Raw genomic sequence first — 19,128 nt, forward strand, 5'->3', positions numbered from 1 at the left:
CCCGTTACACCTTGTCTTTGAGAAACCGGCCGGTGATGCCGGTTGGCAGGAGGCGCAGGAGCACCACAGCGGCGACCAGCAGCGCGATCTCGCCGACCACCGGGGTTGCGAGAAAGGTGAAGGTCTGCGACACGAAACCGAAGAGGCCGGCGCTGGCAAGCGTCCCTGAAATCACCGCCGTCCCGCCGGAGATCACGGTGATGAAGGCCTTGGCGATGTAGGCGGCACCCGCCGCCGGATTGATCCCGACCAGCGGCGCCATGACGCCGCCCGCGAGCCCGGCGAGCGCGGAGCCTGCGATGAAGGTGAACATATAGACGCGTTTGGTGTTATAGCCGAAGGCCTGCGCCATTTCCGGGTTCTGCATGGCGCCGCGCGCGACCAGACCGGCCCGGGTTGTTTTCAGGACCAGGTAGACGCCGCCGATCACGAGGGCCGCGATGACGATGACAAAGAGATTGTAGCCGCTGACCTGGTACTGGCCGACGGTGAAGCCGGAAATGGGCGTCGTGATGCCGGTCGTGGTGTTGCCGAAAATCATACTGAAGCCGCCGATCATGGCGAGGCTGAGTCCCCAGGTGGCCAGCATGGTGTTGATCAAGCGGCCGTAGAGAAAGCGCACGATGAAATGTTCGACCAGAAAACCGAAAAGGGCCGCCGCCAGCGGGGCGGCGACCAGGATCGAAAGATAGATGTTGAGACCGGCCTGGTTCGACATGATGGCCGCATAGCCGCCCAGGGTCAGAAATTCACCATGGGCAAGATTGATGACGCGCATCATGCCGAAGATCACCGCGAGCCCGGCGCTGATCAATACCAGCACCGCGATCGCGTATAGGATCTCCATGACGACGACTGCAGAAAAATCCATCAAGGACGCTCCGGACCGGTCGTGTTTTGAACTCTAGCCCTCGCGCCTAACCCCGTAACAGGCAAAGACGTCATAAAGGACACGAATTTCAGTTCCACCACACCAGGCACCTCAAAGATCAGATATCGATCTCGTACTGTGTGGTGTCGTTGGGATTTTCTTCCAGATTGCAGACCGTCTGCGTATCGACCGGCGGCCGCTGCAGGAAGGTCTCTTGCACAGCCATCTTCTGATCTTTCACCTCGATCAGATGGACGTCGAAGGTCGCATGATGGGTTTTGGGATCGATCGAGATCCGGCCGGTCGGGCCGTCGAAGGCCGCGCCGGCCTCCAGAGCCGCAATCACGTCATCGCGTGCAACGGAACCGGCTTTGCGTGCGCCCTCCGCCCAGAGGTGAACGCCCTGATAGGTCGCGACCGCAAGTTCGTGCACATCGTCTGTCGCGCCGTAGCGCTCTGTCCAGCGCTCCAGGAAAGCCTGGTTGGCGGGTGTCTCGAGTTCCTTGGAGAAGGAGTAGGCCAGCATGATGCCGTCACCCTCTTCCTTGGTCAGGACCACATGCTCGTTGCCCGCACCCATGGTGGTCGAGGCCATGGGGATCTTCTTGTTCATACCGGCCGCCGCCCACTGCCGGTAAAAGGACAGATGTGCGCCGCCCACCAGAACGGACATGATGGAGTCCGGGTTCGTGTCCTGGATTTTCGTGATGGTGGAACCGAAGTCGGCAACGTCGAGCGGGAAGAAATCGACCTGAACGACTTCGCCGCCGGCTTGCTTGGCGTAGTGCTGGATCCACTTCGCGGTGATCTGTCCGTAATTGTAGTCGGCGGCCAGAACATAGACCTTCTTGCCCCACTTCTCGATCGCGGCGGGCACCAGAACTTCGGCCTGCTGCGCCGGGGTGATGCCGGTGCAGAAGATGTTACGGTCGCAGACGCCGCCCTCGTACTGCACGTTGTAGAAGTAGAGCACCTTGTTTTTGCGCAGGGTCGGCCGGATCGCCTCGCGGGATGCCGAGAGGATGCCGCCGTGCACCACATCCACCTTGTCCTGCCGGGCCAGGCGCTGGCCAAACTGCGTGTAGAGCGCCATATCAGACTGGGTGTCGTAGGCAATCTTCTCGACCATGCGCCCCGCAATGCCGCCATCGCTGTTGATCTCATCGATCGCCATGTCGACGGCTTTATCCATGGGCTTACCGTAGAGGTCGAAGATGCCGGAGGTGTCGAGAATAGAGCCAAGTTTGATGGTGTCTTCAGCACGCACAATGGCCGGCGCCGCAATAAGCGCCGTGGCGGCGGCGGCACCTTTAAGAACTTTCCTGCGATTTACAGACATATTCAGTTTCCCTGTTCTCTAGAGTCTGGTCCTGGACAAGCGCGTTGTTTTTTTAGCCGGCTTTGTCCGCTGTTTTAGAAGGGTCGCTCTCCCTATTGCCAAGGTCAAGGTTGACCCCGATGCTTTCCCCGAGTTTCTGCATGGCGGGGAGCTGGAGCGCGAGATTGAGAATCCCGTCCACCGCGCCTGACATGGGGGCGCCGGAGGAATTGCCGCCGGTTCCACCCGCTTGACCCAGGCCCGAGACCTGGTTGATCCGGATGGAGTCGATCTTCTCGAGGGGTTTCGCCATGCGTTCCGCGATTTCAGGCAGCTTGTCGACCTTGTGGGTGTCGAGTTTCGCGCGCAGGAGCTCGCTGCTGGCGATGTTTTCCGCTTCGATCATGGCGGCTTTGCCTTCGGCTTCCGCCTGCATCAGCTTAAGGGTCGCTTCGGCCCGGCGTTCGGTTGCGCTGGCTTCCGCCGCGGCGCTCTCCTGCAGGGTGGCATTGGCGCTGCGGGTTTGTTCGCCCGAGACCTCGCTTTCCTGCTTTGCCCGGATCATCGCGGTTGCGCGTTCGCGCTCTGCCGCAAGGCGGTCTTTTTCCAGTTGAACTTCTTCCTGCGCCCGGACGATTTCACCGCGCTTCATTTCGGTTTCGGCCTGCGCGGACATTTCCTCGGTGCGTTTGCGGGCCAGGGCGATCTGACTCTCGAGCTTGGCGGTCTCCGCCGCAAGCAAGGCCGTGACCTCGTTTTCCCGCAAGGAGCGGTCGCGCTCGATCTCCGCGACCTTCACACCGCGTTCCCGTTCGATCCTTGCGCGGGCGGCGGTTTCCTCTGCCTGTTGCCGGGTCAATTCGGTTTCCGCAGAAGACTTGGCTTTCAGTTTTTCGATGGTCAGGGTCTGGGCGATCTGGGCTTGTTGCTGTTCGCGGTCCAGTTCCAGTTTCCGCTTCAGAGAATCGAGTTGCGTGTGGCGCACGGCGACATCCGCGTCGGCCTCAATCTCGGCGCGCTTTTTTTTGTTAGCGGAGATAACTTCCGCCAGGCGGCGCATGCCGACGGCATTGAAAGCATTGTTGTCGTCCAGCGCGCTGAAGGGTGCCTGGTCGAGCCGCACCAGAGACGCCGATTCGAGGTACAGTCCGTTCTGCGCTAAATTCTCCTTCAGGGTCTCGGCGACTTTCGTCACGAAGACACCGCGGTTTTCGTGCAGTTCATCCATGGTTTGCGTTGCGACTACGGCCTGCATGGCATCGATGAAACGGCCGCCGAAAAGGGTCTTCAGGTTGTCCGGGTTCAGCGCCCGGGAACCGATGGCCTGGGCCGCGGTTGCGACGCCCTCTGGTGTCGGCTGGACGCGCAGATAAAATTCCATTTCCAGATCAAGGCGGAGACGGTCTTCCGACATCATCGACTTTTCGCCGGTGCGCAGCACTTCGAGACGCATGGTGCGCATGTCGATCTGGTCGGCCCGGTGCAGGAAAGGCAGGACCAGCGCGCCGCCGTCCATGACCACCTTCTGTCCGCCGGCGCCGGTCCGGATCAGAGCCTTCTCCCGCGTGGTTTTGCGATAGAATCTCTGCAGGAAGGCAATCGCGACTGCCAGGACGACGACGAGGACAATGAGAGTTGCGAGTAGGTCCACGAATCTCCCCTCTTTTTGATGCCGAAGGTCAAAGCTTCACTTCAGGCGTCGCGAAACGGAGCAACGAGCAAGAGCTCTCCGCTATCGCTTGAACACTTAAAGGGTCAATTTATTTTCCCAGGAAATCAATATCTTTTTTCGCGAAGTATTTCATGGGCAAAGGTATCACGTGATTCTGGGCCGAAAGTCTGGGCCGAAAATCTGCCCCGAAAAGCTACGCCGAGGCAGTGCTAGCGCGCTAGTCGTCCGACAGTTGCTCAACAAGTTGAAAGGCGTGACCTTCGGCTTCCGCGAGATACATGGGCATCCGCGAATGGCCGGATTCCTGAAACACAGCTCCGCGCGGTCCTTTCACCGGCAGCGCTGTTCGAGGCCGAGACCAATCCGATGCTTGAGTCGCATCGGAGAGGGCCTGCAGGAAATAGAGACCTTCGTAGAGCGATTCGCCGATGGAGTTGAGCATCGGCCCGCGCTCGCCGAAGCGCGTGTGATAGCGTTCCCGGAAGGCACCATTGGCGGCCGTATCGAGAGACGAGAAGTATCCTGACGCCGCGAAGAGTCCGTCGGTGGCATTGGCGCCAATGCCCAACAGCGTATTCTCTTCGACGGCGCAGGAGAAACGAATGACCTTGCTAGACATAGGACTGCGGGCGAAGTCCCGGTTGAAGCGGATGCAGTCGTCTCCCACCAGTGAGAGCAGCAAGCCGTCAGGCCGGGCACGCCGTATGCGTTCCATGACGTGCTCGAAGTTCCGGGTTCCGAAGGGCAGGTAGGCCTGCCCCACGATGCCACGCTCTCCGCTTCGGAAATGACGATGCACGGCGGCGTGAGATGCGCGCGGCCAAATGTAATCGTTGCCGAGCAGGAACCAGCGCTTCAGGCGGAAGCGTTCCGACAGCCAGTCAAGACCGGGCAGTAGCTGCTGGCCCGGGGTTTCCCCGATGCAAAATACGCCCTGTCCCGCAGGGCCGCCCTCGAAAAGCGGTGTATAGACGTAGGGAAGACTCCCCGCGATCCGGTCTGCGATCGCCTCACGGACATCGCTGGTGTGCATACCGACCACGGCATCGATCATGCCGCTCTCGCGCAAGGCCTCGGCCTCCCGCGCCACCAGCTCGGGGTCGTTACCGGCATTCACGATGGTCAGATTGATCGGGCGACCGCCGATGCCGCCGTCCGCGTTTAATTCCTCGGCGGCAAGTTCAGCGCAGGCTCGGCAGGAAGGTCCCCAGATTCCGGCGGCGCCGCTGGTGGGGATGAATAGACCGACCCGATAGGATTCGCTCGTTTTCAAGCCCTGCTCCCAATCGTCTTTGCGCTGCCTGCGGGGTTGTCACCACGCGCTGCGACATTTTGTCCTGACAGTGTCTGCTATAACACGCCGGATTCCAAGGGCCCCGCACAACGGGTTGATTTTACGGCAAATGTTGCGGGTAACGCTTGATTGCCCTTCCAATTTTATTCCGGACGGGCTATCTCCTGACAGAAGCAGGTTTTGTTATTTTGGGATCTTACATGTCAGCCGACTCTCTGACGAATTCTCTGCCTTACCTTCTGGCCCGGGCACATCGCTCGGTGCATGGCGAACTGGATGCCGCTTTGCGGCAGGAAGAACTTCCGGTCGAGCACTGGCGGGTGTTGCGGGCTCTGGAGAGCGGCGAAGGTCTGACCATGTCGGAGCTGTCGCAGATTGTCTTGATGACGATGTCCGCCCTGTCGAAGGTCGTCGACCGCATGACGACGCGATCCCTGGTGCACCGAAAGCAGGACATGGGCGATCAGCGCCGGGTTCTGGTTTACATCTCCGATTTCGGTCTTGAGCTTCTCGCCCGTTGCGAGAGCCACCTCTCGCCTGTCCAGGCTTCTTTGGAGAGCCGCCTGGATCCCGACGATGCGGCACAGCTCAACGGATTGCTGCGTAAGCTGAACGGCCAGTAGAGACCCGGCCTGGGCCGTGCGGCACTCTCTCGTAACTCAGATACAGAACTATTGAACCCGCAGTCAGCGTTCCGACCGACCCGGCGACCGGAACGCGCGCTTTCGCGAAAAGCGACACGGCACAGGTCAAATCACGTTGGTGGTAGAGACATGCCTACTTCAGATTGTTCTTGATTTGTTCTCATAAACTGCTACTCTGAGTTTATTATGCAGCTCCTTCTCGCGTTTGACGATGGAGCCGCGACCTTCGCAGATATCCACTCCAGATTGCTGACCCGTTTCGGGCGGCAAGGACCATGGCATCACCCCGATCCCGTGAGCCAGTTGGTATTGGGTATTGTCGGCGGTCGGACCCGTGGCTCTGTTTCCCTCTCGGCTTTCGAGACTCTCATGCAGCGTTTCGGGTCCTGGGACGCCGTTCGCGATGCGCGCTATGCCGAGGTGAGGAAGGCTATCGGCACGGTGACCTTTCCCGACAATAAAACGCACTATCTGCAAAGTGCCTTGCGTCAGCTAACGCAGATGCGTGGCCGTCTGGAGCTGGAATTTCTTGCGGATTGGCCGGTGGAGTCTGCGCTGGACTGGCTGGAACGCCTGCCGGGTGTCGGGCGCAAAGTGAGCGCGGCGACTTTGAATTTTAGCAGTCTGAAAATGAAGGCGTTGGTGATCGATACGCACCATCTGCGGGTCATGAAGCGGCTTGGCCTTCTGCGGCGGCAAGCCGGTTTCGCAGAGGCCTACCGGCACCTGATGCCACGGTTGCCGGATTATTGGACGGCAGCTGACGTGGACGAGCACCATCAACTGGTCAAGCTCTTGGGACAGACCACCTGCCATCACGATGTTCCAGCCTGCGCAGATTGTCCTGTTGCAGCTCTTTGCGAGAAAACAACCCGTGATGGCTGAGCACTTCTGTTGTGCTGAACTTAAGGCAGACGATCACTCATAGATCGGAAAGCGGCCGGTCAGGGCAATAACCTTTTCCTTCACGGCAGCTTCGACCGCTGCGTTGCCGTCTTCGCCGTTACGGGCCAAACCGTCCAAAACCTCGATGATCAGATCGCCGACCTGTTTGAACTCGGCGGTGCCGAATCCGCGGGTCGTGCAGGCCGGTGAGCCCAAACGGATGCCGGAGGTCACCATGGGCTTTTCCGGATCGAACGGGATGCCGTTTTTGTTGCAGGTGATGTTGGCGCGCCCGAGTGCGGCCTCGGCAGCCTTGCCGGTCAAAGCCTTGGGCCGAAGATCGACCAGCATCAGGTGGGTGTCCGTGCCGCCGGAGACGATGTCCAGGCCGCCTTCGATCATGGTGCCGGCAAGGACCTTTGCGTTGTTGACCACGGCCCGGGCGTAGCTCTTGAAGTCGGGTTGCAGTGCCTCGCCGAAGGCGACGGCCTTGGCGGCGATCACATGCATCAGCGGGCCGCCCTGCAGACCCGGAAAGACGGCGGAATTGATCTTCTTGCCGATCGTTTCGTCGTTCGAGAGGATCATGCCGCCGCGCGGACCGCGGAGCGTCTTATGTGTCGTCGTGGTGACGATGTGCGCATGGTCCAGCGGGTTGGCATGGACACCACCGGCGACCAGGCCTGCGAAGTGAGCCATATCGACCATGAAATACGCGCCGACGTCATCGCAGATCTTGCGGAAGCGCGCGAAATCGATCGTTCTGGGATAGGCCGATCCTCCCGCAATAATCAGCTTGGGTCTGGTTTCCCTGGCGAGCCGTTCCAGGTCGTCGTAGTCGATCTGATGATCGTCCTCCCGCACGCCGTAGGGCACCACGTTGAACCACTTGCCCGATTGATTCACCGGCGCGCCATGGGTCAGATGACCTCCCGCTGCGAGGTTCAGGCCCATATAGGTGTCACCCGGCTGCAGCAGGGCGAAAAACACCGCCTGATTGGCTTGCGCGCCCGAGTGCGGCTGGACGTTGACGTAGCTGCAGTTGAATAGCTGTTTTGCCCGGTCCCGCGCCAGATCTTCGGCTGTGTCCACGAACTGGCAACCGCCGTAGTAGCGCCGGCCCGGATAGCCCTCGGCGTACTTATTGGTCAGTACCGATCCCTGGGCCTCCATCACCGCGGAAGAGACGATGTTCTCCGAGGCGATCAGCTCGATCTCATGCCGCTGGCGCCCCAGTTCCTGACGGATGACGGCCTGCATTTCGGGATCGCTCGCGTCGAGCGAGCCCCCGAAAAATCCGGGGAAGAGTTTCTGTGTTTGAATTGCGGCCTGTTCGCTCATCCTTGTATCCCTTGCTTTATCTTTGGTTTTTCGCGGTCCCTACCCGTCGTTACGCGACAAGATCGCGGGGCGCGCGGCCCTCGAAGAAATCCTTGAGGTTCTGAACGACACGAAAGCCCATGGCTTCCCGGGTCTCCAACGTCGCGCTGCCAAGGTGGGGCAGGAGAACCGCATTCTCACAGGACCGCAGCTCAGGCAGTACGTCCGGCTCGCCGTTGAAGACATCCAGCCCGGCACCGGCAATGGTCTCGAAGGTCAGAGCCTGGACGAGAGCCCGTTCGTCCACGACCTCGCCGCGTGCGGTGTTGATCAGAAAGGCGGATTCCCGCATCAGGCCCAGACGGCGGCAGTCGATCAAGTGCTTGTTGGCGGCACCGCCAGGGCAATGGAGGGATACGAAGTCGGCTTGGGGCAGAAGTTCATCGATCGAAGCGACGCTTTCCGCGCCGGTCTTGATCAGAACATCTTGTGCGATGGGGGAACGGTTGAAGGCCAGGACGCGCATGCCAAAGCCGTGATGGGCCCGCTTCGCGACTTCCTGCCCGATCCGCCCGAAACCGATGATGCCCAGGGTCTTACCGGAGACCTTCGAGCCCAGCAAATGGGTCGGACGCCAGCCGGACCAGGCGCCGGTCTTGACCTCCCGCTCGCCCTCGCTGGCGCGCCGGGCGGCCATGAGCATCAGCGTCAGGGTCAGATCGGCGGTGCATTCGCTCAGGACATCCGGGGTGTTGGTGACGGTGATGCCATGAGTCCTGGCGCTGTCGATATCGATGTGACTGTAGCCGACGCCATAGTTTGCCAGGATCTTCGTGCGCGGGTTGGCATCGTCCAGCACGCGGGCGTCAATACGATCGGTCACCGTCGGCAGGACGGCATCCGCAAAGTGGACTGCGTCCTTCAGCTCATCCGCTGTCAGCGCACGGTCCTGCTTGTTGAAAGTGACGTCGAAATCCTCGACCAGGGCGGCTTCGACCGCTTTCGGCCAGCGCCGGGTGATGACGACTTTCGGCTTGATCATGGCGAAATTCCCTTAGGCTGCTTTTGAGAGGACACCGGCGATGGTTGATCCTATCTGCGAGGGATCCGGTGCGATGGTGACGCCGACTTCCCGCAGGATCTCGACCTTCTCGCTGGCGCTTTCACCGAAGGCCGAGATGATGGCGCCCGCATGGCCCATGGTGCGGCCTTTGGGGGCGCTCAGTCCCGCCACATAGGCAACGACCGGTTTGGTCATGTTGTCGCGGATGAATTCGGCGGCTTCGGCCTCCTGGGGCCCGCCGATCTCGCCGATCATGACGATAGCGCTGGTCTCCGGGTCGTTCTCGAAGAGCGTCAGAATATCCTTGAAGGAGGAGCCGTTAATGGGATCGCCGCCGATGCCCACGGAGGTCGAGACACCGATGCCCAGTTCTTTCATTTGCGATGCGGCTTCGTACCCGAGGGTTCCGGAGCGCCCGACGACACCGATCGAGCCCGGCTGATAGATGTGGCCGGGCATGATGCCCAACAGCGCTTTGCCGGGGCTGATGATTCCGGCGCAGTTCGGTCCGATCAGCTGCATGCGCTTCTCTGCTTTATAACGGCGCATGTAGCGTTTCACCCGGATCATGTCCTGCGCGGGGATTCCGTCAGTGATGGCCGCGCAAAGCCTCATGCCGCAGTCGGCGGCCTCCATGATGGAGTCGGCGGCAAAAGGCGGTGGCACGAAAACCACGCTGACCGTCGCGCCGGTCGCCTGCACCGCGTCTTTCATGGTGTCGTAGACCGGAATGCCGTGCACGTTCTCGCCACCCCGGCCAGGAACCACGCCACCCACGATGTTGGTACCGTAGTCGAGCATTTCCCGCGCGTGGAAGCTGCCGATTTTACCGGTCAGGCCTTGCACCAGAACCGGAGTCGTACGGTCGATGAGAATGCTCATGACGATGCCACCATTTTGACGTTGTGCTTACTGTCGTTCTTCCAGGCGGCAACCGCCCGCTCCGCGGCTTCCTTGAGGGTCGCCGCGCGGATAATCGGTAAGCCGCTTTTTGAGAGGATTTTGCGCCCCTCCTCGACGTGCGTGCCTGCCAGGCGGACGATCACCGGCACATTTACCGGGTTGGCCTCCAGGGCTTGAATGATCCCTTCGGCAACCCAGTCGCAGCGGTTGATGCCCGCAAAGATATTGACCAGGATCGCCTCGACATCGCCATCCGACATTACCAGGCGGAAAGCTTTTGCGACGCGTTCGGGCGATGCACCACCGCCGATGTCGAGAAAATTGGCCGGTTTGCCGCCAGCCAGTTCGATCATATCCATGGTTGCCATGGCAAGGCCGGCACCATTCACGATGCAGCCGATTTTGCCGTCCAGTCCGACGTAGCTCAAACCCCGGTCCGCGGCTTGGGATTCGCGTGGATCTTCCTGGGATTTATCGCGCAGTTCGGAAACGCTCGGATGCCGGAAGAGGGCATTGTCGTCGAAGGTCATCTTGGCATCGAGGGCCACGATCGCATCGTCGCTCGTGACCACCAGTGGATTGATTTCGACCATGGTTGCATCGAGTTCGCGGAACGCGCGGTAACAGCCTTTGATCGTGTTGACAGCCTGTGTGATTTGCGCAGGTTTGAGGCCGAGCTTGAACGCGACTTCGCGCACCTGGAAATCGCGGATGCCGACGGCAGGCTCGATCACCGAACGGATAATGCTGTCCGGCCTGGTGGCGGAAATCTCTTCGATCTCCATGCCGCCGGCCGCCGACGCGACCACCATCACCCGTTCAGTCTTGCGATCCAGTACGAAACCCAAATAGATCTCGCGCTCGATCAAGGCGGCGCCCTCGACGTAGACCCGATACACCACCTTGCCCTTGGGTCCGGTCTGATGCGTGACCAGACGTTTGCCGAAAAGCTCATCGGCGGCATCATAGACCTGGTGTTCGTCCTGACAGACCTTGACGCCGCCCGCCTTGCCGCGGCCACCGCTGTGGATCTGTGCCTTGACGACCCAGGCGTCACCGCCGATTTCCCGCGCCCGGTAGGCCGCCTGCTCGGGGCTGTAAGCCAGTCCTCCACGGGGCACCGGCACGCCGAAACCGCTCAGAATTTCCTTGGCCTGATACTCGTGAATATCCATGATTTTGGTCCCGCTTGGGTTTGTTGTGCCACAAACCGCGCTTTGGTTCCGGCTGCTATTCGGCTGCTATTCGGCGGCAGCCCGCGTAATGAGGAGGTCGCTGTAACCGTTCGCGGCGCCGCGGTAATATTCCTGCGCCGCGGCCACGCCGCTTCCCGCGACGATCGGCACACCGAGATCGCGCAGGGCCATCTCGGTCCCGGCCAGGGCGGAGAGCAGCATGACCTCGTTCATATCGCCCAGGTGTCCGATGCGGAACACCCGTCCGGCGACCTTCGAGAGACCTGCGCCGAGCGATATGCCGTACCGGTGATACGCGCGGGCCAGCAGCTCGCCGGAATCATATCCATCCGGCAGGCAGATGGCACTCACGGTGTCGGAATACCATTTCGGTTCCTTCGCGCAGAGCCTGAGACTCCAGGCATCGGCTGCTTTGCGCACGCCCTCGGCAAGATAGTGATGGCGCGCGAAGACATTCTCCAGGCCCTCGTCCAGCAGCCGGTCGACCGAGCAGCGCAGGCCACGGATCAGGGTCATGGGCGGTGTGTACGGGAAGTAGCCGCTGTCGTTGGTCTGGATCATGTCCTGGAAATCGAAGTAGCAGCGCGCAAGGCCTGCGGACTTCGAGGCTTCCAAGGCTTTCTCGCTGGCGCACATGATCGCGAGACCGGCGGGCAGCATGAAACCCTTTTGCGATCCCGAAACGGCAAGGTCGACGCCCCATTCGTCCATGCGGAAATCGACCGAGGCAATCGAGCTGACACCGTCGACGTAAAGCATGGCCGGATGGCCTGCGTCATCGAGTGCCGTGCGGACACCTGATACGTCGCTCTGGACGCCGGTTGCGGTCTCGTTCTGCGTGACCAGGACTGCCTTGATCTTGTGGTCTTTGTCGGCCTTGAGTCTCTCAGCATAGATATCGAGCGGCACACCCTCGCCCCAGTCAACGTCGACGATTTCAACATTCAGACTGTGACGCTGACAGAGATCGATCCATAGGTGCGAGAATTGGCCGAAGCGGGAGGCGAGCACCTTGTCGCCGGGTCTCAGCGTATTGGTGATCGCCGCCTCCCAGCCCCCGGTGCCGGATGCAGGGAATAGAAACACCCGGCCGGTATCGGTCTTGAAAATCTTCTTCAGATCGGCGAAGAGCGGAAGGGTGAAAGCCGGCAGATCCGGCGCCCGGTGATCTTCCATGGGCACGTCGATCGCTTTGCGGACGTCCTCGGGAACGTTGGTCGGTCCGGGGACAAACAGGCTTCTGGTACCTTGCATGGATCGGTTCCTCCCTCGTATGTTTTTTTGGCCTCGCGTTTTTCTTGAAATGCGGTCTCTTCCGGACCGTTTGCTTCCAAGAAAGGGGCCGGACGCTGCCACCAAGACGTGCTGGCCTGGGCGCACTCCGATGGCCCGAAACAAGTGTTTGAGCGCCGTTGCCGACATAACACCGCTGATTGATCCGGCACACAACACCCATAACTCCTGCTTTTGGGTATCTATTAGAATAGGTAAAAACCTACCCATTTAGGTAGAAAATGAACACGAACTCCGCTATACTACCTACCCATTCAGGTGGTTTCTCAGTTGCTCTGAGGTGAAATTCATGGAAACAGGGAAAAAATCTGCCGCAGTGATCGAGGTGGCGCTGGCCGATAGCAACTCCATCATGTTGTCGGCTTTGTCCGAGTTTTTTGACCGGGATCCCCGCTTCAGCCTTGTTGCGACCGCCAGCTCGGCCGAGGGCTTTCTTGAGGCGGTTTTACGGGTTCCGGTTGCGGTTGGCGTCATTGACTGGACCCTGCCGATGCTGGGCGGTGAAAAACTGATCGAGATTTTGCGCGCGCAGGTGTCTGCGCCCCGGATTGTGGTCTACTCCCACGGTTCGGGCCATGAAGTGCCGCGCCGGGCTATGGCGGCCGGTGCAGCCGGATTTTGCGCGCGCAGTGAATCGCCCGAGAATCTCTTGGATATCGCCGCCGATGTCGCGAAGGGTCAGATGGTGTTTCCTTTCCTGGACGTGCGCGAACTGCGCCAGGATCCCATGTACAGCCTGACCGAGCGGGAGCGCACGCTCCTGACCGCATTATCCCAGGGCTGTACCAACAAACAGCTGGCGCACGACTTCGGCATCTCGATCAATACCGTCAAGTTCCACCTGCGCAACCTCTTCGAGAAGCTTTCGGTCACCAACCGCGCGCAGGCGATCGCGTTTTACTATGCATCGATCGTGGGACAGTCCCATCAGCTGCCTGATTTGCCCCCGGAGGGATCACCCGAGAGATAACCGAGGGGATCTCTTGGCGGATCAGCGGGGGGATCAAAGGAGAATTGACTGCCAGCAATCAGTCGCTATCTCCAGTTCCACCACACTAGCTTAAGGATCTTTGCGCCGGATCCAATCTACGAAAAGTGGGTCGACAATGGCTCTTGCGCTGACCGCCAGATTGATGAAGATGGCGTCAGAATTCGAGGTTGTCGAAATACCTCTGCAGATAGCGGCTCAGGCCGGCTAGGGAGAAATACTATGTTGAAGAAAACGGACTTTTACATCGACGGAAAGTGGGTCGCGCCTGCGGTCGCGAAGGATTGCGAAGTGATCAATCCGGCAAACGAAACGGCTTTTGCCACGATCTCTCTCGGATCCGAGGCGGACATCGACCGTGCTGTCACCGCTGCACGCAAGGCTTTCGAGAGCTACAGCCTGACAAGCCGCGAGGAACGCGTGGCTCTGCTGGAAAAGCTGCTGGAGGTCTACAAACGCCGCTCCGGCGAAATGGCCGAGGCGATCTCCCAGGAGATGGGAGCACCGATCTCCATGGCCCACCACAGTCAGGCCGCGGCGGGGGCGGGCCATCTGGGTGCTTTCATCAAAGCCCTGAAGGATTACGAGTTCGAGTATGACTTCAACGATTCCGGCGAGCGGATCGTCCAGGAGGCAATCGGCGTCTGCGGTCTGATCACGCCCTGGAACTGGCCCATGAACCAGATTGCGCTCAAGGTCGTGCCCGCTCTGGCTGTCGGCTGCACGGTGATCCTGAAGCCGAGCGAGATCGCACCGATGTCGGGGATCCTCTTCGCGGAAATGGTTGATGAGGCAGGTTTCCCGGCCGGTGTCTTTAACCTGGTCAATGGCGAAGGTCCTGTCGTCGGCGAGGCTATGTCGCGCCACCCGGGCATCGATATGATGTCCTTTACCGGCTCGACCCGGGCCGGGACCGCCGTCACCAAAGCGGCGGCGGATACGGTCAAGCGGGTAACGCTGGAACTGGGCGGCAAGTCGCCGAATATCGTCTTTAACGACGCGGATCTTACCAAGGCCGTCAAGACGGGCGTTCTGCACTGCTTCAACAACACCGGGCAGTCCTGCAATGCGCCGACGCGCATGCTGGTTCAGCGCGATATCTATGACAATGCGGTCGAGATTGCCGCAGAGGTCGGGCAGAAGGTTCAGGTCGGCGATCCTTCCGAGGAAGGCCGCCACATCGGCCCGCTGGTCAGCTCCATGCAGTTCGACAAGGTTCAGGGCCTGATCGAAACCGCCATCGGCGAGGGCGCCCGCGTGGTGATCGGCGGTGCCGGGCGGCCGGAAGGTCTCAACCGGGGCTACTACGTGCGCCCGACCATCTTTGCGGACGTGAACAATCAGATGACCATCGCCCGCGAGGAGGTTTTCGGACCGGTTCTCTGCATGATTCCCTTCGACACCGAAGAAGAGGCGGTGGAGATCGCCAACGACACGCCTTACGGACTGGCGGCCTACGTGCAGAGCGGAAGCCCTGAACGGGCGAATCGCGTCGCCCGCCGTCTTCGGGCCGGCATGGTTCAGATCAATGGGGCCCAGCGCCCGGCCGGCAGCCCCTTTGGCGGCTACAAGCAATCCGGCAATGGCCGTGAGGGTGGTACCTACGGCCTGGAAGACTTCCTCGAGGTCAAGGCGATCAGCGGGTATCAGGCCACGGCCTGAGGCTGCGAATTCGTCACCAGGCAAGGTTGCCTGATGAGCAAAGGGTGCGGAGTAGTTCTTCGCACCCTTTTTCTATTCCGTCGGTAAAGAGACACTCTCCCAGGTGCTTCCCGGATTGTGGTCGTGCACAAACGATAAGATGCTCATTGGATCATGATTTCTTGATCAAAGGAGGCTCTGCAGGTTTAAAATATCCGGCGTCATTGCTGATGTAATGATTTAAGAACAAAGGCTTAGTGGGGCTGGTTTTGTAAACAATCGCTTTGGTTGAAATTTGCATCGGCTCGTTTTTTCGCATTATCTATTCGACAGACCGGAGATATGAAACGAAACTAAGACTCATCGCAGATATAAAACTCGTTTGTCGTATTTGGAACAGCGGCCTTATGAAGGGGGCTGCTTTGATGTCGACTAGATAAAGACTAGAAGAAGCAGGGAGAATTAAGAAATGTCGGATGAACTCAAAGATCTGGGAATGCTGGTTGCGCGCGGGCAGGTGAGCCGCCGTGACTTCCTGGGACGGGCCGCGGCGCTGGGTGTGGCTGCGCCACTGGCGACCAGCCTGCTGTCCTCGACCGTCCTCGCCGCCGGTCCGAAAAAGGGCGGCCACTTGAAGCTGGGTATGAACGGCGGCACCTCCGCTGACAGTCTCGACCCGGCGACCTTCGCCAGTTCGATCCCCTTTACCTTCGGGCGCGTTTGGGGTGAGACCCTGACGGAGACCAGCCCGGTCGACGGCAAGCCGGTTCCGGTCCTGGCAGAGTCCTGGGAAGCCTCGGAAGATGCCAAGAGCTGGCGCTTTAAGATCCGCAAGGGCGTCACCTTCCATAACGGCAAGGAAATGACCGCCGACGACGTGGTCGCCACTCTTCTGCGGCACTCGGATGAAAACGCGAAATCCGGCGCGCTCGGCGTGATGAAGACGATTCAGGGCATCAAGAAGGATGGTGACGACGGCGTTCTGGTTACACTGGACTCAGGCAATGCCGATCTGCCCTACATGCTTTCTGATTATCACCTGATCATTCAGCCAAACGGCGGCAACGACGATCCGGCTGCCGGCATCGCGACCGGTCCCTATAAGGTCAGCGTGAATGAGCCCGGTGTCCGTTACGCCGCCGAGCGGTATGAAGGCCATTGGCGTCCCGAGGTTGGTCATGCCGATTCCGTCGAGATTCTCGTAATCAACGACCTGACCGCCCGTATGGCGGCACTGACCTCCGGGCAGGTTCACATGATCAACCGGGTCGATCCCAAGACGATCGGTCTCTTGAAGCGCGCACCGACGGTCTCCATCGCAAATACCGCGGGCCGGGGACACTATGTCTTCATCATGCACACCGACAAAGAGCCTTTCACAAACGTCGACCTGCGTTTGGCGCTCAAATATGCGATGAACCGCGAGCAGATGGTCGAGCAGATCCTGCGCGGCTATGGCACGGTCGGGAACGACTTCCCGATCAACGGCGCCTACGCCAACTTCCCGGACGACATTCCGCAGCGTACGTTCGATCCGGACAAAGCCAAGTTCCACTTCAAGAAATCGGGCCATGACGGTGCCGTGCTGCTGCGCACCTCGAACGCGGCTTTCAACGGCGCTGAAGACGCAGCCGTGCTATTCCAGCAGTCCTGTGCCCAGGCCGGAATTGAGATCGAAATCAAACGCGAACCGGCGGACGGCTACTGGTCGAATGTCTGGAACGTGCAGCCATTCTGCACCTCTTACTGGGGCGGCCGTCCGACCCAGGACCAGATGTATTCCGTCGCCTATCAGACTGGCGCGGACTGGAATGACACGAAGTGGAGCCGACCGGCTTTCGACGAGCTGCTGGTCGCGGCCCGTGCGGAACTCGATGACGCGCGCCGCAAGGAACTCTATCGGGAAATGGCGCTGATGGTGCGTGACGACGGCGGGCTGATCCTGCCGATGTTCAACGACTTCATCGCGGCTGTTTCCAATAAGGTCGACGGCTACGTGCACGATGCCGGCGGCGAAATGTCGAACGGTTTTGCGGCCATCCGGGCCTGGTTGGTCTGACGAGTCGGAGAGAGCGGGCGGTCCTTCGGGACCGCCCGTTTCGATCTGGGCCGCGGCGACAAAAATTTTTTTCCGCGGCCGAGTTGATGATTCCTCGTCACAGAGCTCCGGAAATGAACCATGTCCAATGCAAACACCAGTCCGCCGCCCGGCTCCGGGTCGGCTGGAGGATTCTTGAGCAGTAACCCGCTGCTCGTCCTGATTTTTCAGCGTATTCTTTTAGGATTCGTTCTTCTTTTTGCCATTTCGGCTCTCCTCTTCGTCGGTATCGAAATTCTGCCTGGCGACTTCGCGCAAGCCTACCTCGGTCAGTCGGCGACACCCGAAGCCGTGGCGAACATCCGCAAGGAACTGGGGCTCGATGCCCCGCTGCTGCAGCGCTATCTCGGCTGGCTCGGCGGCGTTCTGCAGGGCGATTTCGGCACCTCCTGGGCCAATAAGGTCAGCGTCTCGGAGCAGATCGGCAAGCGTCTCGGCAACACTCTGTTTCTGGCGTTTTGGGCAGCCGTGGTGTCGGTGCCTCTGGCTATCGGTCTGGGCATGATCGCTGTCCATTACCGCAACCGCTTCATCGACCGGCTGATCAATATCGTCTCTCTTGCGGCCATTTCGCTGCCTGAATTCTTCACCGGCTATCTTCTTATTCTTTTCTTCGCGGTGAACTGGGGCGTGGCGGTTTTCCCGGCCACGGTCTTCGCCGATATGGCCTTCACGGACCGTCTCGCGGCGATTGTCCTGCCTTGCGCCACCCTGGTGCTGGTCGTGCTCGCGCACATGATGCGCATGACCCGGGCGGCGATCCTGAACATCATGTCCTCGGCTTACATCGAGACCGCCGAGTTGAAGGGTATGAATGCCTTCCGGATCATCGCCAAGCATGCGGCTCCCAACGCGATTGCGCCCATTATCAATGTGGTGGCGCTGAACCTCGCCTATCTGGTGGTAGGTGTTGTGGTCGTCGAGGTGATTTTCGTTTATCCCGGCATGGGACAATATCTGGTGGACGCTGTTACGATCCGCGACATGCCGGTGGTACAGGCCTGCGGCCTTGTGTTCGCGGCGGTTTACATCATCCTGAACATGGTGGCTGACGTTTTGGGCATTCTCGCCAATCCGCGCCTTCGGCATCCGAAGTGAGGGCGGGGATATGAGCATGATCAAAGCCATGCCCTGGAGTGCCCGTATCGGCTGCCTGGGGGTTTTCATCTTTCTCTTTTCCGCCGTCTTCGCGGATGTCATCGCACCTTATGGTGAGCGGGATATCGTCGGCGATGTCTGGGAGCCGTCGTCCGGCCAGTTCCTGCTGGGGACCGACAATCTGGGGCGGGATTTGCTCTCGCGCATGATGTATGGCGCGCAGACCACGATCTTTATTTCCGCGGTTGCGTCCGTCCTGTCGTTTTCGGTCGGGATTTTTCTGAGCTTCCTGGCGGCGGTCATGCGCGGCTGGACCGATCAGGTGCTCTCGCGGCTCAACGATATGATGATGGCAATCCCAACCCTGATCTTCGCGCTGGTGGTTCTGGCGGCTCTGCCTCAGGAACTCTGGATCCTGGTACTGGTCATGGCCCTGATCGACTCGACGCGCGTGTTCCGTCTGGGTCGGGCGGTTGCCGTCGATATCGTGGTGATGGACTTCGTCGAGACAGCGCGCCTGCGCGGCGAGGGACGGATGTGGATCATCTTCCGGGAGATCCTGCCCAACGCCCTGTCGCCTCTGCTGGCCGAATTCGGGCTGCGCTTTGCATTTGCGGTGCTTTTCCTCTCCTCGCTTTCCTTCCTGGGCCTGGGTATCCAGCCGCCGGAAGCGGACTGGGGCGGCATGGTGAAGGACAATAAGGACGGCATTATCTTTGGCGTTCCCGCCGCGCTGATCCCAGGCGGCGCTATCGCGGCACTGGCGATCTGCGTCAATCTGATCGTGGACTGGCTGCTGAATCGAACCGCCAGCCTGAAGGGAGGACGTGGTGATGTCTAGTGG

The 19,128-nt window shown here is 60.1% G+C and carries 16 protein-coding genes; 7 read left to right on the forward strand and 9 right to left on the reverse strand.

Features of this window, described 5'->3' with window-relative positions:
* Positions 1–4: 4 nt before the first annotated feature.
* The 4 genes from FKG95_RS22935 to FKG95_RS22950 all read right to left on the reverse strand — a co-directional run bounded on the left by FKG95_RS22935 (position 5) and on the right by FKG95_RS22950 (position 5,134).
* Positions 5–871, reverse strand: coding sequence for a branched-chain amino acid ABC transporter permease (locus FKG95_RS22935; RefSeq protein ID WP_142898758.1), 867 nt, complete (start codon positions 869–871; stop codon positions 5–7).
* Positions 872–989: 118 nt separating this feature from the next.
* Entirely contained in the window at positions 990–2,210 is a 1,221-nt protein-coding gene (locus FKG95_RS22940) for an urea ABC transporter substrate-binding protein (protein WP_142898759.1), read from the reverse strand.
* A 52-nt stretch (positions 2,211–2,262) separates the two neighbouring features.
* Positions 2,263–3,840 carry a flotillin family protein gene (locus tag FKG95_RS22945; RefSeq protein ID WP_142898760.1) on the reverse strand — a complete coding sequence of 526 codons (1,578 nt, stop codon included), beginning with the start codon at positions 3,838–3,840 and terminating at the stop codon, positions 2,263–2,265.
* A 238-nt stretch (positions 3,841–4,078) separates the two neighbouring features.
* Positions 4,079–5,134, reverse strand: a complete 1,056-nt coding sequence (locus FKG95_RS22950) for a substrate-binding domain-containing protein (protein ID WP_142898761.1) — start codon at positions 5,132–5,134, stop codon at positions 4,079–4,081.
* Positions 5,135–5,355: 221 nt separating this feature from the next.
* On the opposite strand from FKG95_RS22950, the gene FKG95_RS22955 reads away from it, so the two are divergent.
* Both FKG95_RS22955 and FKG95_RS22960 read left to right on the forward strand, forming a co-directional pair.
* Positions 5,356–5,778, forward strand: a complete 423-nt coding sequence (locus FKG95_RS22955) for a MarR family winged helix-turn-helix transcriptional regulator (protein ID WP_142898762.1) — start codon at positions 5,356–5,358, stop codon at positions 5,776–5,778.
* 207 nt (positions 5,779–5,985) lie between these two features.
* Complete coding sequence (locus tag FKG95_RS22960) at positions 5,986–6,684, forward strand: endonuclease III domain-containing protein (RefSeq protein WP_142898763.1); 699 nt, start codon at positions 5,986–5,988, stop codon at positions 6,682–6,684.
* A 33-nt stretch (positions 6,685–6,717) separates the two neighbouring features.
* Here the strand turns inward: FKG95_RS22960 and glyA are convergent, their stop codons facing one another.
* From glyA to FKG95_RS22985, 5 genes are all read right to left on the reverse strand, one after another.
* Complete coding sequence (gene glyA, locus FKG95_RS22965) at positions 6,718–8,025, reverse strand: serine hydroxymethyltransferase (RefSeq protein WP_142898764.1); 1,308 nt, start codon at positions 8,023–8,025, stop codon at positions 6,718–6,720.
* Between the two features lie 49 nt (positions 8,026–8,074).
* A complete protein-coding gene (locus FKG95_RS22970; protein ID WP_142898765.1) occupies positions 8,075–9,046 on the reverse strand; it encodes a 2-hydroxyacid dehydrogenase in 972 nt (323 codons plus the stop codon).
* Between the two features lie 12 nt (positions 9,047–9,058).
* The gene (gene sucD, locus FKG95_RS22975) at positions 9,059–9,949 is read right to left on the reverse strand and encodes a succinate--CoA ligase subunit alpha (RefSeq protein ID WP_142898766.1); all 891 of its coding nucleotides are present in this window, start codon (positions 9,947–9,949) and stop codon (positions 9,059–9,061) included.
* A complete protein-coding gene (locus tag FKG95_RS22980; protein WP_142898767.1) occupies positions 9,946–11,145 on the reverse strand; it encodes a malate--CoA ligase subunit beta in 1,200 nt (399 codons plus the stop codon). The genes sucD and FKG95_RS22980 overlap by 4 nt, the downstream gene beginning before the upstream one ends.
* Before the next feature lie 66 nt (positions 11,146–11,211).
* Complete coding sequence (locus tag FKG95_RS22985; protein ID WP_142898768.1) at positions 11,212–12,420, reverse strand: aminotransferase class V-fold PLP-dependent enzyme; 1,209 nt, start codon at positions 12,418–12,420, stop codon at positions 11,212–11,214.
* Between the two features lie 328 nt (positions 12,421–12,748).
* Between FKG95_RS22985 and FKG95_RS22990 the strand changes: the two genes are divergently transcribed.
* From FKG95_RS22990 to FKG95_RS23010, 5 genes are all read left to right on the forward strand, one after another.
* A complete protein-coding gene (locus tag FKG95_RS22990; protein WP_142898769.1) occupies positions 12,749–13,429 on the forward strand; it encodes a response regulator transcription factor in 681 nt (226 codons plus the stop codon).
* 240 nt (positions 13,430–13,669) lie between these two features.
* Positions 13,670–15,109: an aldehyde dehydrogenase family protein gene (locus FKG95_RS22995; protein ID WP_142898770.1), complete on the forward strand. Its 1,440-nt coding sequence runs from the start codon at positions 13,670–13,672 to the stop codon at positions 15,107–15,109.
* Between the two features lie 448 nt (positions 15,110–15,557).
* Entirely contained in the window at positions 15,558–17,147 is a 1,590-nt protein-coding gene (locus FKG95_RS23000; RefSeq protein ID WP_142898771.1) for an ABC transporter substrate-binding protein, read from the forward strand.
* A gap of 174 nt (positions 17,148–17,321) precedes the next feature.
* Positions 17,322–18,284 carry an ABC transporter permease gene (locus FKG95_RS23005; RefSeq protein WP_246116873.1) on the forward strand — a complete coding sequence of 321 codons (963 nt, stop codon included), beginning with the start codon at positions 17,322–17,324 and terminating at the stop codon, positions 18,282–18,284.
* Positions 18,285–18,300: 16 nt separating this feature from the next.
* Positions 18,301–19,125 carry an ABC transporter permease gene (locus FKG95_RS23010; protein ID WP_142898905.1) on the forward strand — a complete coding sequence of 275 codons (825 nt, stop codon included), beginning with the start codon at positions 18,301–18,303 and terminating at the stop codon, positions 19,123–19,125.
* Positions 19,126–19,128 lie beyond the last annotated feature (3 nt).

Source organism: Denitrobaculum tricleocarpae (genome assembly GCF_007004665.1).
GTDB classification, from domain to species: Bacteria; Pseudomonadota; Alphaproteobacteria; order Kiloniellales; family Kiloniellaceae; genus Denitrobaculum; species Denitrobaculum tricleocarpae.

Bases quoted from the DNA above. Each gene is read 5' to 3' on its own strand.
- FKG95_RS22995 (WP_142898770.1), top strand. From the start codon at position 13,670: ATGTTGAAGAAAACGGACTTTTACATCGACGGAAAGTGGGTCGCGCCT.
- FKG95_RS22940 (WP_142898759.1), bottom strand. From the start codon at position 2,210: ATGTCTGTAAATCGCAGGAAAGTTCTTAAAGGTGCCGCCGCCGCCACG.
- FKG95_RS22980 (WP_142898767.1), bottom strand. From the start codon at position 11,145: ATGGATATTCACGAGTATCAGGCCAAGGAAATTCTGAGCGGTTTCGGC.
- glyA (WP_142898764.1), bottom strand. From the start codon at position 8,025: ATGAGCGAACAGGCCGCAATTCAAACACAGAAACTCTTCCCCGGATTT.
- FKG95_RS23010 (WP_142898905.1), top strand. From the start codon at position 18,301: ATGATCAAAGCCATGCCCTGGAGTGCCCGTATCGGCTGCCTGGGGGTT.
- FKG95_RS22985 (WP_142898768.1), bottom strand. From the start codon at position 12,420: ATGCAAGGTACCAGAAGCCTGTTTGTCCCCGGACCGACCAACGTTCCC.
- FKG95_RS23000 (WP_142898771.1), top strand. From the start codon at position 15,558: ATGTCGGATGAACTCAAAGATCTGGGAATGCTGGTTGCGCGCGGGCAG.
- sucD (WP_142898766.1), bottom strand. From the start codon at position 9,949: ATGAGCATTCTCATCGACCGTACGACTCCGGTTCTGGTGCAAGGCCTG.
- FKG95_RS22990 (WP_142898769.1), top strand. From the start codon at position 12,749: ATGGAAACAGGGAAAAAATCTGCCGCAGTGATCGAGGTGGCGCTGGCC.
- FKG95_RS22935 (WP_142898758.1), bottom strand. From the start codon at position 871: ATGGATTTTTCTGCAGTCGTCGTCATGGAGATCCTATACGCGATCGCG.
- FKG95_RS22970 (WP_142898765.1), bottom strand. From the start codon at position 9,046: ATGATCAAGCCGAAAGTCGTCATCACCCGGCGCTGGCCGAAAGCGGTC.
- FKG95_RS22955 (WP_142898762.1), top strand. From the start codon at position 5,356: ATGTCAGCCGACTCTCTGACGAATTCTCTGCCTTACCTTCTGGCCCGG.
- FKG95_RS22960 (WP_142898763.1), top strand. From the start codon at position 5,986: ATGCAGCTCCTTCTCGCGTTTGACGATGGAGCCGCGACCTTCGCAGAT.